Source organism: Alloacidobacterium sp., assembly GCF_035631355.1.
Classification (GTDB): Bacteria; Acidobacteriota; Terriglobia; order Terriglobales; family Acidobacteriaceae; genus Alloacidobacterium.
On record NZ_DASQIX010000109.1, the window covers coordinates 1 to 15312 of the forward strand.

The 15312-nt window shown below is 55.6% G+C and carries 14 protein-coding genes and 1 pseudogene; 4 read left to right on the forward strand and 11 right to left on the reverse strand.

Annotation, left to right across the window (positions count from 1 at the left end; translation table 11 throughout):
- From VEV40_RS19320 to VEV40_RS19365, 10 genes are all read right to left on the reverse strand, one after another.
- A partial coding sequence (locus VEV40_RS19320; protein WP_324834704.1) for a CopD family protein occupies nucleotides 1–705 on the reverse strand: 705 nt, incomplete at its 3' end.
- A gap of 6 nt (nucleotides 706–711) precedes the next feature.
- Nucleotides 712–1077 (reverse strand): copper resistance CopC family protein, encoded by a 366-nt coding sequence (locus tag VEV40_RS19325; RefSeq protein ID WP_324834706.1) that lies wholly within the window; start codon nucleotides 1075–1077, stop codon nucleotides 712–714.
- A 48-nt stretch (nucleotides 1078–1125) separates the two neighbouring features.
- On the reverse strand, nucleotides 1126–2157 hold the full coding sequence (glk, locus tag VEV40_RS19330; protein ID WP_324834707.1) for a glucokinase: 1032 nt from the start codon (nucleotides 2155–2157) through the stop codon (nucleotides 1126–1128).
- Nucleotides 2154–2948 carry a 6-phosphogluconolactonase gene (gene pgl / locus VEV40_RS19335; protein WP_324834708.1) on the reverse strand — a complete coding sequence of 265 codons (795 nt, stop codon included), beginning with the start codon at nucleotides 2946–2948 and terminating at the stop codon, nucleotides 2154–2156. Before pgl ends, glk begins: the two co-directional genes overlap by 4 nt.
- 19 nt (nucleotides 2949–2967) lie before the next feature.
- Complete coding sequence (zwf, locus tag VEV40_RS19340; protein WP_324834710.1) at nucleotides 2968–4509, reverse strand: glucose-6-phosphate dehydrogenase; 1542 nt, start codon at nucleotides 4507–4509, stop codon at nucleotides 2968–2970.
- A gap of 114 nt (nucleotides 4510–4623) precedes the next feature.
- Nucleotides 4624–5259 carry an HAD family phosphatase gene (locus VEV40_RS19345; protein WP_324834711.1) on the reverse strand — a complete coding sequence of 212 codons (636 nt, stop codon included), beginning with the start codon at nucleotides 5257–5259 and terminating at the stop codon, nucleotides 4624–4626.
- Nucleotides 5260–5298: 39 nt separating this feature from the next.
- Entirely contained in the window at nucleotides 5299–5787 is a 489-nt protein-coding gene (gene rpiB / locus VEV40_RS19350; RefSeq protein WP_324834712.1) for a ribose 5-phosphate isomerase B, read from the reverse strand.
- Between the two features lie 2 nt (nucleotides 5788–5789).
- Entirely contained in the window at nucleotides 5790–7793 is a 2004-nt protein-coding gene (tkt, locus tag VEV40_RS19355; protein ID WP_324834713.1) for a transketolase, read from the reverse strand.
- A 173-nt stretch (nucleotides 7794–7966) separates the two neighbouring features.
- The gene (locus tag VEV40_RS19360; protein WP_324834714.1) at nucleotides 7967–10381 is read right to left on the reverse strand and encodes a glycoside hydrolase family 15 protein; all 2415 of its coding nucleotides are present in this window, start codon (nucleotides 10379–10381) and stop codon (nucleotides 7967–7969) included.
- Between the two features lie 90 nt (nucleotides 10382–10471).
- Nucleotides 10472–11845 carry a glucoamylase family protein gene (locus VEV40_RS19365; protein WP_324834715.1) on the reverse strand — a complete coding sequence of 458 codons (1374 nt, stop codon included), beginning with the start codon at nucleotides 11843–11845 and terminating at the stop codon, nucleotides 10472–10474.
- Between the two features lie 178 nt (nucleotides 11846–12023).
- Here VEV40_RS19365 and VEV40_RS19370 point away from each other — a divergent pair, with 178 nt between their 5' ends.
- The 3 genes from VEV40_RS19370 (at nucleotide 12024) to VEV40_RS19380 (ending at nucleotide 13640) form a co-directional block, all read left to right on the forward strand.
- Entirely contained in the window at nucleotides 12024–12533 is a 510-nt protein-coding gene (locus VEV40_RS19370; RefSeq protein WP_324834716.1) for a GNAT family N-acetyltransferase, read from the forward strand.
- A 157-nt stretch (nucleotides 12534–12690) separates the two neighbouring features.
- Nucleotides 12691–13302: a superoxide dismutase gene (locus tag VEV40_RS19375; RefSeq protein ID WP_324834717.1), complete on the forward strand. Its 612-nt coding sequence runs from the start codon at nucleotides 12691–12693 to the stop codon at nucleotides 13300–13302.
- A gap of 125 nt (nucleotides 13303–13427) precedes the next feature.
- Nucleotides 13428–13640: a hypothetical protein gene (locus VEV40_RS19380; RefSeq protein ID WP_324834718.1), complete on the forward strand. Its 213-nt coding sequence runs from the start codon at nucleotides 13428–13430 to the stop codon at nucleotides 13638–13640.
- Nucleotides 13641–13661: 21 nt separating this feature from the next.
- Here the strand turns inward: VEV40_RS19380 and VEV40_RS20775 are convergent.
- Nucleotides 13662–13856, reverse strand: a pseudogene (locus tag VEV40_RS20775) (class I SAM-dependent methyltransferase); the annotation flags it as partial.
- Nucleotides 13857–14436: 580 nt separating this feature from the next.
- On the opposite strand from VEV40_RS20775, the gene VEV40_RS19385 reads away from it, so the two are divergent.
- Nucleotides 14437–15240 (forward strand): hypothetical protein, encoded by an 804-nt coding sequence (locus VEV40_RS19385; RefSeq protein ID WP_324834719.1) that lies wholly within the window; start codon nucleotides 14437–14439, stop codon nucleotides 15238–15240.
- Nucleotides 15241–15312: the final 72 nt, after the last annotated feature.

Consider the following 15312-nt stretch of genomic DNA (forward strand, 5'->3'; position numbering starts at 1 on the left):
CAGCAGCAGGTAAATCTTGGCCAGCATCATAAAGCCGTACGTTGTTCCGTACACGCCCTGCCACGAGCCGATATAAAAGAAGGCCATGCCGACGCCGCCAAGCACCAGCAGAGAAACGGATGCAATAGCCATTGCCGAGAAACGCCGCGCATAGCGCGCGGCTGTCACCTGGTCTTTCTCCCGTCGTAATGCAATCAGCAAAAATGGCATGGCGCCGATCCATGCCGCGGTGCCAATGTGATGCAGTGAAGTAAGTGCAAGCAGTGTCCAGCGATGATCGAGGCGCGCTGCTGCATGGCTCATGCCTACAGAAGCCAGCAAAATGAACAGTGCGAAGGGTATGCAGGCAAACAACGCTCTTCGCGATAAAGCGCGCATTAGAAAAAAGACTGCCAGCGCCCCTACTACAAGCAGAGCCCCCAGAAAGAAGAAATCGGCTGTGGCGACATCGCGGAAACTGAACCCTGAGCCCCCGATGAGAATGGCGGAACTGGTAGAGAGGGAAAGAACCTGCGCGATAGCAAGCGCCAATGCGGCCCAAGCAGTTACGGTGCGCAATCGGCGCTCCGTCTCGGGAGCGGTGCGCGCTGGCAGGGCCGCAAGCAATAGAAATGCGACGCCACCAAGCGTCAGAGCTTCCAGCGCGAGAGTCGCCGCACGCAGCAAGACTGAAAGCAGATCGAAATCTTTAAGAAGCCAGATCAATGCAGACTATTGAACCACAAATGGAATTTCACCACGCGTGATATGTCCATCGCTGGCCAATGCCTGCCAACGAATTGTGTAGTCGCCAACACCTACTTTTACGCTTTCAGCGGCAAGCGTGTCGGGCGCGTCCTGCGGGACAAGCGTCAGCGTGTGCACTTTTCCGCTCTCATCCACCAAATATAAACGAGAATGTGCGCCATCTATGCGAGAATTAAATTTAAGGTGGATCGCAATTGCAGGTCCCTTGACGGTGGCGTGTGCGGCCGGCGTTGATGCCAGTAGGACTGCGTGGGCATGGGCAAGCCTTGGCGTAAACACAATCGCGGAGAAGGCTACAGCCAGAAGCAATGGCTTCAGGAAAGATCGCATTGGCTTCATATCCTCATATATAAAAGACGCGCGGAAATCCGCGGCGGTTCAGGAAAACTGTACTGAAGCAGCGCGCACCGATTGCCCGCTGATCTCCGCCGCGCGCGCTTCCGCATATGCGGCAGCCCCCATCAAAGCTGCGCGACTCTCAAGTATGATACGCACCGGCGTATGCACAAGCAGGTCGCTTAGACGTCCCTTGTCAGTAAACGCCTTCATGAACGTTCCGTCCTTCATCGTCTTCAAAATTTTCGGCGCGATGCCGCCACCGAGGTACAAACCACCGACTGACAAGACCTTTAATGCCAGATTTCCTGCTTCCGCACCGTAGGCAGAAGCAAATAGTTCCAGCGTCTTCGCGCAGAGCTCGTTCGATCCTTCTTCGCCCACTTCGCCGATCACGGCATTCGGATCTTCGGACTGCATTCGTTCCCTGAGCCAGGCCGGCTCTTCCATCCTCTTTTCATCACGGAGGAAAGAATAGATGTTCTTCAGTCCGATGCCTGAGACAACACGCTCGAAGCTTACGCGGCCTTTCAATTCACGTTGCAGGTAGCGCAGCAAATCAATTTCAATCTCGTTGCGCGGCGCAAAGTCGCAGTGGCCGCCCTCAGAGGCCATGGGCACATGCATTTTTCCATTCCAGACGAGAATGGCTTCGCCCAATCCGGTGCCTGCGGAAACCAAACCGCGATTACCGACCGCACTCGCATCGCCATCGCTTAAGACATGAATCTGGTCCGAGTGCAGTTCGGCGATGCCGTATCCATTGGCTTCAAGATCATTGATAAGAAAGAGGTGCTGAATATCCAGCCCTGCCGTCAACTCCGCACAGTCCAGTATCCAGGGCAGGTTCGTCAGCTTGAGGCGACCATGGCGGACTGGGCCGGGCACGCCGAAGCAGGCAGCGGTCACTTCAGGGTTGCCGCTCGCAGCGAGAAACTTCTTTGTGACTATTTCGAGTCCTGTGTATTCCTGCGCCGGAAACTTCTCGTCGCGAACATGCGACAACTCGCCATTTTCGAACCCGTAAAGCGCCAAGTGGACTTTCGTGCCGCCCACATCCCCGGCGAGAATCATCGTGCAATCTCCAGTCTTCCTACATTTGCATCAGCCGGGGGCAACAGGGCCGCTGCATCTTTGTCCAGCAGAAAAAGCAGCTTACCATTTTTTGGCTGAATCAGCTGTGATGGCAGCGTCTCCGGATCATATGGGCCTTGAAGGACGCGATGCAACGGGTTTGCCTTGTCCTTGCCGCCAATCAGAAAGAAGACATCACTTGCCTCGATGATCACAGGCCAGGTAAGGGTGATGCGCCAGGTATCTTTCTGCGGAACATGATTTGCATAGACGAGAGGTCCTAGCTCGTGGATCGCGTCAGTGTGGGGAAATATCGACGCGGTATGCCCATCGTCGCCCATACCCAGTTGCAGAACATCAAAGCGCGGGACCTCCGCGCCTTCGAGGCGGAACTGATTGCGAATCGTGGACTCATATCGCGCAGCAGCTTCTTCTGGTGGCAACTCGCCTTCGATGCGAAAGACCTGCTCCGGCTTGATTGGGACTTTGTCCAGCATGGCTTCGCGCGTCATACCATAGTTGCTGTCTTTGTCCGCAGGGGGCACGGTACGCTCATCGACCCAGTACAATTCGAGGTTTGACCAGGGCATTGCTTGCAGAAATTTCTGTTGTGGATTCGCCAAGAGTTCAAAGGTGCGCTTTGGCGTGCTGCCGCCGGAGACGGCTATGCGTACTTTACCTCGCGAGGCGACGGCCCTTTGCGCCAAGTCCAGAAAATGCTCCGCCGCTGCGTGCGCCAATGCGTCAGGCCCGTCGTACACGCGATATTCGACTGCTATCTTCCTCGCCATGCGTCACATCCTCTTATGATCAGCCATTGTGCCAACGCCGGCCATCGCGTCCGATGAGTCCATCGGCGGCTTTCGGCCCCCATGTTCCGCTGGTGTAGTTGGGGAAGTCTCTCGGCTTTGTTTTCGCCCATGCTTCAAGAACTGGAGTGTAGAGAGACCACGTTGCTTCTACGCCATCGCGATGCGCGAACAGGGTCTGGTCGCCGAGCATCGCGTCCAGCAGCAGACGCTCATAACCATTGGCGGAATTTACGCCAAATGCGGTTGCATATTGGAAGTCCATCACCACCGGACAGACATTTGTTTCGGGCCCAGGCACCTTGGCGCCGAAGCGCAGCGAAATGCCTTCATCCGGCTGGATACGAATGACCATCAGGTTTGGCTGAATTTCACTGCATCCGCCTGTTCCCGGCCGGTCAAAAAGTAACAATGGCGGTTGCTTAAACTGGATCGTGATCTCAGTCACGCGCTTGGCCATCCGCTTGCCCGCACGCAGATAAAAAGGGACGCCGGCCCAGCGCCAGTTCTCCATCTCGAGCTTCAGCGACGCAAAAGTCTCCGTGGCTGAATTGGGATCGACGCGGTCTTCCTCGCGATAGCCCTGTACCTGCTGTCCATCCGCCATGCCCAGCGCATACTGGCCGCGCACAGTGTTTTCAATGGCGATTGGCTTGATCGCGCGCCATACCTTCACCTTTTCGCCTCGCACGGCACTGGCTTCGAATGAAACCGGCGGCTCCATCGCGACGAAGGAGAGCAGTTCCATGACATGATTCTGCACCACGTCGCGCAGCGCTCCGGCCTTTTCATAGAACGGCCCGCGGCCTTCAATGCCGATACTTTCCGCCGCAGTAATTTGAACATGGTCGATAAAGTTGCGGTTCCAGATCGGCTCAAAAATACCATTGGCGAAGCGGAAGACGAGGATGTTCTGCACCGTCTCCTTGCCGAGATAGTGATCGATGCGGAAAATCTGTTCCTCGTTGAAAACCTTGTTGACTTCGTCATTCAATTCGCGCGCCGATTTGAGATCGTGTCCGAAGGGCTTCTCGATAATCACTCGGGCATGACCTTTTTCCGGGTGTGCCATACCGTGCACGCCGAGCCGGTTGATGATGTCAGAAAAATACTCAGGCGCAACGGCAAGATAGAAGAGCCGGTTGCCTTCCGTACCACGCTCCCGATCAATCTGATCAAGCAGCGCTTTCAAGTCGGTGTATCCGGCGTCATCGTCAAAGTTCATCGCATGGTAGTCCACTTTGTCGATGAAGCTGTCGAGACGCTGATCGTTTTCCTTCACACCGCCGAATTTCAGAATGCCGTCTTTCATGTCAGCGGCAAATTCGCTCTTCAGGTTGCGGCGCGCCACGCCGACAATGGCGAATTCCGCCGGCAGCAACCCCTGCTGCTCGAGATGAAAGAGAGCCGGCAGCAGCTTGCGTTTGGTCAGATCGCCGGACGCGCCGAAGATCACGACAATTCCTGGATCGGGCAGGCGCTCACTGCGCGGCGCGGCCGTGCCTATGACTTCTGGAGCAATCCTTACTTCAGTGGTTGCCATATATGCCTCCCGCTAGTCTTTCTCGATTGCATGGCTGCCGAACGAAAACTCTTCAGCATACGCCTGCGACATGCCGTTTTTCGATGCTATTGCACCACTCCCAAGCCTCGATGCTTACTGTGGAACCGCCTCAGCTCCCAGTGAAATACCCAACCGCTCAAATTCAGCCTTCAAATGCTCAGAGCCCTGATAGCGAATTCCATGGATTCCAACCGAGTTCGCGCCTTCGACGTTTTCGGGCCGGTCGTCCACAAATACGACAGATGCAGCGTCCGCTTGCAGGACATTCAGCGCCAGCCGGAATATCTGCGAGCCCGGCTTGCGCAACGCGACATAACAAGAGCTTAAAAACACGTTGAAATACTCGCGCAATCGGAATTGCCCGATGCGATAGTCATTCAGCTCGCGCGCCTCGTTGTTCAACATGCCAAGAGTTAGAGATTGAGATGTGGCAAGGCTGCTGAGGATCCCGAGCGCGCTGTCTTTCAAGACTTGCGATTGCGCCTTCATAGCAGCAAAAAAGTCGGCAGGGGTAAAGCTGCGCGGCTGGTAGAAGACCGTCTTATTGAGATACTCCTCGACTGTGATCAACCCTTTTTCCCAGGCGTCATTGGGTTGTTCATGCCGTTGCTCAAAGGCGTCGCGGCCGAGTCCGAATTGCGCGAGCACGGCAGCGCGCCCCTGATGGTCCCAGCCATTCGTCAGCAAGACCCCGCCAACGTCCCACAAAATGGTAGTGATGGTTGCCATTGCCGCTCCTGCGCTGATCTGGTGTTTGCAGTGTTTCGTTTATCTGACGGTCTGGTTTTCCAACTTTGCCGCTTCCGGCATGTTGCGCGTTTCGATGGCCTTCACTTTATTCAGACGCCGCACAAAACGCTCTTCCTGCTTCTGGAAGTGGGCATTGAGGTACGACGATACCAGATCGAAGGCAAGAGCAGTGCCGACAATGCGCGCGCCCATCACCAGCACATTCATGTCGTCGTGCTCCACGCCCTGGTGGGCCGAATAAGTGTCATGGCACATGCTGGCGCGAATCCCCGGCATCTTATTCGCAGCCACGCAAACTCCAACGCCGCTGCCGCAGATCAGGATGCCGCGCTCTGCTCTTCCAGCAGCCAGCGCCTTGCCTACGGCTTCCGCGAAATCCGGATAGTCAGAAGGCTCCGTGTTGTAAGCGCCCAGGTCGATGACCTCATGCCCCAGCCGCTCCAGGTATCCGCGGACTTCCTCCTTCAAGGGAAATCCCGCGTGGTCCGCAGCAATCACCAGCTTCATGACTACTTCCTCGCCAGCGCGGCGCTTTCCACCAACGCCTTTGCGCGACTTGCGATATTGGCAGAGCTGAAGCCCAGCTTCTCCAGCGCAATCTTGCCGGGGGCCGATGCCCCAAAACGCTCCAGTCCGATTACATCGCCGTGACGGCCGACGTACTTCCACCAGCCGATGGGGCTTCCCGCCTCAACTGCCAGCTTCGGTAGATGATCGGGGAAGATGGATGCCTTGTAATCGGCGCTCTGCTCCTCGAAAATCTTCCAGCTAGGCATCGAGACAACGCGGACTGTAATGCCATCTTTCTTTAGGGCAGACGCCGCATCCAACGATGGCCACAGTTCCGCTCCGGTCGCAACAATCAGCACATCAGGCGAATCGCTTCCCTGCCCCACAATGTATGCGCCGTGCTTTACGCCTTGGTAAATATCGTGCTTCGCCGCATCGAGAACCGGAAGGTCCTGCCGCGACAATGCCATGAATGCAGGGCTCTTACGCTCAAGCGCAAGCCGCCACGCTGCTGACGTTTCGTTGGCATCCGCGGGCCGGAAATCCGTCAACTTCGGCACCGCGCGCAGCATCATCAGGTGCTCGATGGGCTGGTGCGTTGGACCGTCTTCACCGAGTGCGATTGAATCATGCGTAAAGATGAAGAGTGACTGCGTTTGCATAATCGCAGCCATGCGGATCGCGGATTTGCAGTAGTCGCTGAAGGTGAAGAAGGTCGAACCATAGGGGATGAGTCCGCCGTGCGCTGCCATGCCGTTCACAGCCGCGCACATTCCGAACTCGCGCACGCCGAACCAGATGTTCCTGCCCTTGGGATCGACATGAAAATTGCCGCCCTCTTTCAGAATTGTCTTGGTCGATGCAGTCAGGTCCGCCGCACCGCCGATCAGCTCCGGCACGTCCTTCGCGAAGGCGTTCATAATCGCATTTCCGGCATTGCGCGTCGCCACCGGCCTTTCTGTCGGGAAAGTGGGCAGCGATTTCTCCCATCCATTCTTCAGTTTGCCTGCCTGCGTGCGTTCATACTCTGCTGCCTGTTCAGGGTATTTCTTCCTGTACTCGGCAAAGAGCGCATTCCAGTCTGTCTCAGACTTCGCGCCTCGGTCCTTGATGGTGTCCCAGTTCTTCTGCGCCTCTTCCGGCACATAGAAAAACTTGTCCGTAGGCCAGCCAAGATTTTTTTTCGTCTCGATGGCCTCTTCCGGCTTCAAGGCTTCACCGTGGACTTTATTCGTACCAGCGATAGGGCTTCCGTAACCAATCACCGTGCGCACGGCAATGATCGATGGCTTGTCCTTCACCGCTTTAGCGGCTTCCAGCGCCTTTGAGATGGCATCGAGATCGTTGCCATCGGCCACTTTCTGCACATGCCAGTGATAAGCTTCAAAACGCTTCTCAACGTCCTCAGTGAACGACAATTCTGTCGGCCCGTCGAGCGAAATCAGATTGTCATCATAGAAGAAGATCAGTTTGCCCAGGCCCAATGTCCCGGCGAGCGATGCCGCTTCATGCGAGATGCCTTCCATCAGGTCACCATCGCCGCACATGCCGTAGGTGTAGTGATCAACAATGTCAAAGCCGGGCTGATTGTAAACAGCGGCAAGATGCTTCTCCGCGATTGCAAGACCGACCGCCATGGCAAGGCCCTGGCCCAGCGGACCAGTGGTCACTTCCACGCCATCCGTATCGCCGCGCTCCGGATGCCCTGGCGTTATTGACTCCCACTGCCGGAACTGCTCGAGGTCGGCGATACTCACCTTGTATCCGGAAAGATGCAGCACGCCATACAGCAGCGCTGAAGCATGCCCATTCGAGAGCACGAAACGGTCGCGGTTTGACCAGTGCGAGTTTGCCGGATTGTGCCGCATGTACTTGTGAAAGAGCAGATAGGCAATCGGAGCGTCACCCAGAGGCGCGCCCGGATGGCCGCTCTTGGCCTTGTCCACGGCATCTACTGCAAGAAAACGAAGTGCATTGATGGAAAGCTGGTCGATATCGCTCATAACCTGTTCACGCTCCAAAAGATTTTCGGCCCCGTATTGAGGTGCGATTTCGAAAGCCTGCACGCACCGGGAAAGAAGTCGTCCGTCGCTGAAACTATCTAAAATCTGTCCGCGAGAACACTACTCAACGTTCATTACACAAAGTTAAAGATGCTTTCCGGAGTAGATAGGAATCAGGAAGTTCGTTCGATCTGTATATCGAAATTCTGGCCTTCCCACCGGTTTTCCTCTATCCAGTAAAGATTAAATGAAACCGCGCCGGTCTGCTCCGGACTGGTAGATATATCCGCAAAAGAACCCGCATAACCTACGGTCGAACTTTCAGTTATGTTTCGGGTTTCCCAGCCGTCCATTGTCCAGACAACCTTGAAGCGGCCCTGCGCTGTGATCCGCAACGTTTTGCCAGGTTGAATGCGGTTTATCTTCCGCCGCAGCTTAAACAGCTCAATACCACTTTTCGGCGTGCCCTTCGCATATCGGTCCTCGACCACAGGAATACGGTCGAAGACCTTTCCATCCGTCACAGACCGCAGCAGCCTCAGATACTCCGCATGCGCCCATACCAGCGGCATCGCCGCACCTGCCGGGCCGCCAAAGACCAGTCCGTTCTTGTCCGGCTCATCCCAGATCTGCTCAGGGATCATTCCTCCCACCGAGGCAAACCTCTCAATTGTACTGATCAAAGGCTTTATATCTCGACCTGCGGCCAGTTCATAATGCGCTCGCTCGCCTGTCAGCAGCGGCCAAACCCGCCCCTGCCCGAAGGTCAGAAAAGGCCCACTATCCTTTCGCTGTCCATACCCATCATGGTTGTATCGCCGCCAGCTTGGGCCCTTCGGCGTGTCGCGCTTCAACACCGCGTCCACTACCTTCAAGGAATCTATAATGAGCGGATCATCAGGCGCCCGGACACCATATCTCACCAGTTCCAGGAACCCGGCATCAATGACTTCGCGCGCCTCAAACTCATATTTCTCGTCCGGTCCACGGTTTGCAATGCGGATGGTTTCTACACCGCATTCTTCGTGAGCGTACGGCTCGCCGCACTCCGGAGGGCGAATCCGCATGTAATGCCGTTTCACATCAGGATGAAGCACGCCGTTGTTCGTCACCGTCCAGTCCTCGAGATGGCTCTCAATCCAGTCAGCGTGCTCCTCGAGAAACTGCGCAAGCTCAGGCGAACTGTGCGAGCGCGCAATGTCTGCGGCGCAAATCAGCCCTGAAATCACCGCGGCCAGTGTCGAAGGCGAATAGCCCGGGCATTCCTCCCATCGTTCTTGCTGTGTCACAGGGGCATGGCGCACCAGAAATCCCGCCGCCCGCTCGACAAAAGGAAAGACATCGAAATTACCCAGCCCATCGACTTTCCATAACCGCCATGCCAGGATGATGGGAAACGCAACTTCATCGAGTTGCAATCCTGTCCAGTACGGTGTGCCATCAATCCAGAAATTCTGTGCGAAACTGCCATCCGGTCGCTGAGTGCATGCCAGGTAGACCAGGGCGCGACGCGCAGTCTCCACGCGGCCACACGCGAGCAGGGCCGTTGCGCTCTGCACCATGTCGCGCGTCCACACCAGGTGATAGCCACCCAAATCGTCATCGCCCTTCGCATAGCCCCATGGAATCGAAGCCGACGCAATGAACGCACCGGCATAAGTTTTGTCCTCATGCGCCAGAATGATGTTGTGGCTAATCTGCATTAATCGGCCGCCGTCCATTGAACTTGCAGCCAATTCCCGCGGGCTGGCGGCCCGATGCCACTGCTCGACAAACCGCTTCAGGTGCAGCTCGAATGGCTTGGACAACGCACCCTTCGTCGCCGACAGCGCCGCATGGTGTCCCTCGCCGAACCCCAGCGCAATCGTAAACTTGCGAACGTGATGCTGCTTAACCTTGCCGAGCACGGCGATGTTGCCGTCAAGGGCCGAGCCGAACTCCCAATCCATATGGAAATTGTGGTGAAGATCCTGCCAGCCATCGCTTGATCCAACGTAGCCACAGCTGGCACGCTCGAAGCCGCAGTCTGCAGCCAAAGCCAGCGATGTATGGTTCCTCCAGGCCACGGCCACTTGCTCGCCACCGACATCGGCAATGCGTGCATTGTTGCCCATGCCGCCGCCTTCGATGTGCGGGGAGAGCAGCACGTAGACATTTAATCTCTCCAGCAGCTCTTCTTCGCCTTCGATCGAGACATGCGTCAGCACCACCGGATAGTGTGGATCATTGATGATGACCTTGTTGATGGTATAGCGCCCATTCTGGTCGCGATTGCGGACCTTCACCGCCAGCGCGTCGGAATCGACATACTCAAATTCATGATCGAGATCGCGTCGCTCTTCATGGAAGAAGGTCTCGCCGTCGGTAATCAACAGTTGCATGTCGCGAATCTGCGCGCGATCGATGGTCGGATAGTAAACCTCGTTCAGGATGCCGTGTGACACCGTGTACCATGCGCGGCTCGATGCCGAATAGGCTGTCCCGACTGCATCCTTGGCGCTCGAAGTCCAGCGCGGCTCAAGTCCGGGCGCGCCGAACGCCATCCCCTGTCCGTCGATCCACTTATATTGCGGCGCCAGCACTGTCATAGCGTGGGCATTCTCCTCTGGAAATCTGAAATAAGCACTCTACTCCAGTTTGATAGAAATCGTGGAAAAAGGTGGCAGGCATATATGAACTCACAAAACCTGCGAATTGGCATCTGGATCAGGGTGGAACTGGACTTCGCGCATGGCATGACCAACCTCCGGGTTCTTCATGAACTGCTGCCATACGAACCCGGATCTCAAATTTTCGGCCATCAGAACGCTGATTCCCTGGTCGATGCCGAGGATATCTGTGGCATACCAGTTCGCTTTGGGATTGAACGCATCGACAAACCCATACCGCGTCCAGACTTTGTCATCGAATTTCTGCCGTATGTCAAGCAACACGTGAGAGGTCTCCGCCGGAAGAAACGGCAGAGATCCGGCGCAGGCGCAGGGCACAATGGTCCCATCGAGCGGACCCATTGCCGGCGGCCCGCCCCACACACGGTAGCCCTCGCGCGAATCCGAAGCAGTAATTCCCCACAGGTCCTGATCGATCCAAGGAAATTTTGCGCCCAACGTCAAACACCACAGTTGGTGCACGCGCGTCGCAGCAATCGAATTGGAAAAATAGTTGGTGTGCAGGTCGCGCTGGTCGCGGTAGTCACACCAGGCATGCGCGTATTGATGAATAAACAGCGGAGCCAGGCCGCTGATGTAATCGATGCCGCCGAATTGCACCAATGGCCGTTGCAGCGCGTTCCAGGTGTCCGCCCCAATCGAATGTGTCGGCGATCCAATGGCCAGCAGGTACATCGTCATCAGTTCGGAATAAATGTCCCACCTATGCTTCAGGAAACCCTGATCCGGCAGCCATCCCATGGCCAGAGTCTTGCCGCCATTGAGCATCCATTCCCAGTCAATCCGGCGATAGAAAGTCGTCGCCAATGCTTCGATACGCGGGTTGCCTGAAAAATACTGCCGGCACGTCAATATGCCGCACAGCAGCAGGGCCGTATCAATCGACGAAAGCTCGCTGCCAAACATGCGCTGACCACTCTCAATATCGATGAAGTGATAGAGGAAGCCGTGCTCATGGGGACAATCTTCCAGAAGAAACGCAAGGCTCTTCTCGACACGCTGTTCACATTGCAGCCTGGGAATATAGTTCCGCTTCGCCGCTATACACATCGCCGTCAGACCGAAACCAGTTGCAGCGATGCTGGCAACACGGCTTAGGGAACGTCCTACGACCGGCGCACGATCGCGGACCAGCCCCGTCTTAGGGCTTGCTTCATTATAAAAGTAATCGCATCCGCGACCTTCAAGGTCATCGAGCAGCGCGTCCGCCTGCTTTGAGACCTGTGTCAGCGGACGGTTGATGAAGACGCCTGCGCCGCGCTGATACTGCTCCGCAGCCTGCGCTTCGGTTTTGGGCTCCTGGCCCGGCTTCACTGCAGGAGGCTGCTGTTGGTTCTGGAAGCCTTCGGCGACAGTGACAGCGGGGGCTCCCAGCGCCAGCATCCCGGATGCTCCGGCAGTGCGCAAAAGTTGGCGACGGGTTATGCGTGAACGGCCCAAGCGCAGAAAATCTCTGTGGTGAGAACCGGGTACCCATCCCGTTGCAGAGCAAGGGGTGGGATACAGCAAAATTCTGAACAACTCTAACCGCAGTGTATCCAAAACAAAGAAGATGTGTTCAATGCCGGACATCTATCCTGTCAGAGTGATTTATATACGGCCATCTGCAATTACCGACTCCGATGCATGCTGGAAGATTCTGGAACCCATCATCCGCGCCGGCGAAACCTATACCCTCCCGCAAGACCTTTCCCGTGAGCAGGCGCTCGCATACTGGTACGCGCCACATCACGAGACCTTTGTTGCGGAAGAGAATGGCGAGATCATCGGCACGTACTATTTGCGCGCAAACCAGCAGGGCGGAGGCAGCCACGTAGCCAACTGTGGATATGTGACCGCAACCTGGGCAGCAGGCCGTGGCGTCGCCAGCACTATGTGTGTCCATTCGCTCAAGCGCGCCCGCGAGCTCGGATTCCGCGCCATGCAGTTTAATATCGTCATCAGCACCAACGAAGCAGCAGTCCACATATGGCAGAAATTTGGCTTTGAAATTGTGGGTCTATTACCAAAAGCCTTCCGCCACCCCCAACTAGGTTATGTCGACGCCTTCGTCATGTACCGCCAGTTCTAATAAGAATGCCGCCGAGGCGTGCCTTGGGTCGATGCACAGTCCCAGCACCCAAACATCAACTTCGCGCATCCCTTATCATTGAGGACGCAGAACAAAGGGTGAGTTGTCACCCGCGACATTCACGGTCGACCCGACCCCCAAGACCAGGAGGAAAACTTTGGCACACGAAGTCCCACCCCTACAGTATGACTATGCCGCTCTCGAACCCCACATCGACGAAACCACAATGAAGCTGCACCACGACAAGCACCACCAGGCCTATGTCAACAATCTCAATGCGGCCATTGAGAAACATCCAGACCTCGCGAAGCACACCGCAGAAGACCTGCTGCGCAATCTAAACAGTGTTCCGGAAGACGTTCGCACGGCGGTGCGCAACAACGGCGGCGGACATGTCAACCACACCATGTTCTGGGCGATCATGAAGCCCAAGGGCGGCGGCGAGCCCACCGGCCGTATCGCCGAGCAGATTCGTAAGGACTTCAACGACTTTGAGGCTTTTAAAAAGCAGTTCAACGAAACCACCGCTAAACAATTCGGCTCTGGCTGGGGCTGGCTCATCTGGGATGGCGGCAAGCTGAAGATCATCACCACTCCAAACCAGGACTCGCCTCTCTCGCAGGGCCATTACCCCATCCTTGGCAACGATGTCTGGGAGCACGCCTACTACCTGAAATACCAGAACAAACGTCCCGACTATCTCGCCGCGTGGTGGAACACTGTCAACTGGGACGAAATCAACAAGCGCTTCGATCAAGCGCAGAAGTAGTTTCAACAAGAACGGCTAAAAAACAAATCGCCCCAGTCTGTCTTTCTCGGAATGGGGCGATTTTGTATATATGCGCAGGGACGCTTGAATCGACTTCACTGCTTTACAGCGCGGATAAGAACCTGATGTCCAAACAAATTGGGCCAGTGGTGGGCACCCCACGCGTCAATGCGTTCACCCAATGCATGGGGAATTACACGACCGCGAAGCAGTGGGAGCAGGAAATTGCCGGTTACAGCTTTAACAGCAAGTTTCAGGTCTGGAGATTTCGCGAGCAGATATCTGTCGGCGGTGAGGTAGGTATAGAAGTGCAGATGAGTGTCGTCCATTACTCCTGACGGCTCGTATTGAAAATCTCCGCGAAGAAACCTGAGGCGCATCTTGAAGGACAGGACATTCGGGATGGCGATCAGCACTTGACCACCCGGGCACAACAGTCTTGAGAAGTGCGCAACGACGGCATCCGGGTACCGAAGATGTTCCAGGACGTGAGAAAAAATAAGTACATCAAAGGACGGTTTCCAAATCACCTGGAAATTCGGATTCGATATCACCTACCCAACACTTGCTCATATATGTCAGAGCAAGTTCGGCTTCTGCGGGAGAGTGCGTAATTCCAAATACGTCGCACTCGGGTCTTGGACTTGACCAGGGCAGCATTGTTTCCAGCGCCACAGCCGATGTCGAGAACGCGGTGATAATCGCCGCTAAGTAGATTGATCAGTGGCGGATTTCCACCATTGAGGTAGATACGCTCAGTCGGTGGAAGGCTGATTTCCCTCCCCACGATCTTGTCTTGATACCTGGACGGCAACTCCGCGGACGCGTTCAATGCAATGTTTCTCATGGAATCTCCCTAAACAGCAGCTTCCACTTTCAGCCGCATATGTCGCTCGAATTCTAGCGTGCTAATGTGAATTAGAAACAACAGTACCCCACCTTTACAAGCTCAGGGCATGATCTTATGGGCACAAACAACACTCTACAAAAGTGGGCGCATCCCTTGCAAAGCAACCTTATGAAAGCGAAGCGCACGTTTGGTCACATCGAATGGTTCCCTCAGCGATGGGAGCATGCTCGCCACTTTCCTGAAAAAGTCGTGTTAACTCAAACAGGGAGGGAAACACTCCGAAAATGAATCGATTGAAGTTTTTTTTCTGCACTGCTGCCTTTACATCTTCCATGTCTTTGGCGCAGACCACGCTTACCCCAGGCACTGTCAGCTACAGTATTGAACAGAACGGCAAGAAACTGGGCGCGGCCAGCTACACCATCGAGAGCCAGCCCAACAAATATGTCATCACTTCAACCGGCAAGATGGTTGAAGACAAATTCAGCTACGCCTTCTCCAACACGCAGAAGCTTGACACCTCGCTGAACCTCATTACTGACCAACTAAGCGGAGTCGTGAACGGAAAAGCGGTCAGCTTCAATGCCGCATCCGATCCATCCGGCCGCCAGTTTAATCTCCATATTTCTGCAAACGGGACAGAGCAGACTAACGCTGTAGATCGCGACCAGAACACAGCCCTGCTCACCGATCTCGACCCTGCCGGCTACATGTTGTTTGCGAAGATCGCGATGCGCTCCCCATCGCACTCCTGGGCGCTTATTCCTAAAGAAAACGGCTTCCTCGTCCCGGTTACATTTACTCCGCAACCCGACACGCAGGGCCATCTCAACGGCCAGTCTGTGCCGGTCAAATACGTAATCGCCGCGATCAGCAGCCAGAATGCTGTAACCATCGAACTCTTTTATTCGCCCGACGGTCATCTTCTTGAAGCCGATCTGCCTCAGCAGAATTTCTACGTCATCCGCGAAGGCTTCAAGTTAACCAACCGACCCAAACCGCCGGCTCCGCCACACGGACAGGCTCCGCCAGCGCAGGATCAGCTGGGTCAGCCGCAGCAGCCAAATTCCAAACTGATAGAACAATAATCGCGTTATTCCCTCGGCATTTGCTGGAATGGTTGCGATTCCACACCTCCTGCCATCTCTGTTACATTGGTC

Excerpts from the sequence above, each read along its gene's own strand:
- glk (WP_324834707.1), bottom strand. The coding sequence starts at position 2,157 with ATGATTCTCGCCGGGGATGTGGGCGGCACGAAAGTCCACTTGGCGCTT.
- VEV40_RS19370 (WP_324834716.1), top strand. The coding sequence starts at position 12,024 with ATGCCGGACATCTATCCTGTCAGAGTGATTTATATACGGCCATCTGCA.
- VEV40_RS19385 (WP_324834719.1), top strand. The coding sequence starts at position 14,437 with ATGAATCGATTGAAGTTTTTTTTCTGCACTGCTGCCTTTACATCTTCC.
- VEV40_RS19380 (WP_324834718.1), top strand. The coding sequence starts at position 13,428 with ATGTCCAAACAAATTGGGCCAGTGGTGGGCACCCCACGCGTCAATGCG.
- VEV40_RS19365 (WP_324834715.1), bottom strand. The coding sequence starts at position 11,845 with ATGCTGGCGCTGGGAGCCCCCGCTGTCACTGTCGCCGAAGGCTTCCAG.
- tkt (WP_324834713.1), bottom strand. The coding sequence starts at position 7,793 with ATGAGCGATATCGACCAGCTTTCCATCAATGCACTTCGTTTTCTTGCA.
- zwf (WP_324834710.1), bottom strand. The coding sequence starts at position 4,509 with ATGGCAACCACTGAAGTAAGGATTGCTCCAGAAGTCATAGGCACGGCC.
- pgl (WP_324834708.1), bottom strand. The coding sequence starts at position 2,948 with ATGGCGAGGAAGATAGCAGTCGAATATCGCGTGTACGACGGGCCTGAC.
- rpiB (WP_324834712.1), bottom strand. The coding sequence starts at position 5,787 with ATGAAGCTGGTGATTGCTGCGGACCACGCGGGATTTCCCTTGAAGGAG.
- VEV40_RS19345 (WP_324834711.1), bottom strand. The coding sequence starts at position 5,259 with ATGGCAACCATCACTACCATTTTGTGGGACGTTGGCGGGGTCTTGCTG.
- VEV40_RS19325 (WP_324834706.1), bottom strand. The coding sequence starts at position 1,077 with ATGCGATCTTTCCTGAAGCCATTGCTTCTGGCTGTAGCCTTCTCCGCG.
- VEV40_RS19360 (WP_324834714.1), bottom strand. The coding sequence starts at position 10,381 with ATGACAGTGCTGGCGCCGCAATATAAGTGGATCGACGGACAGGGGATG.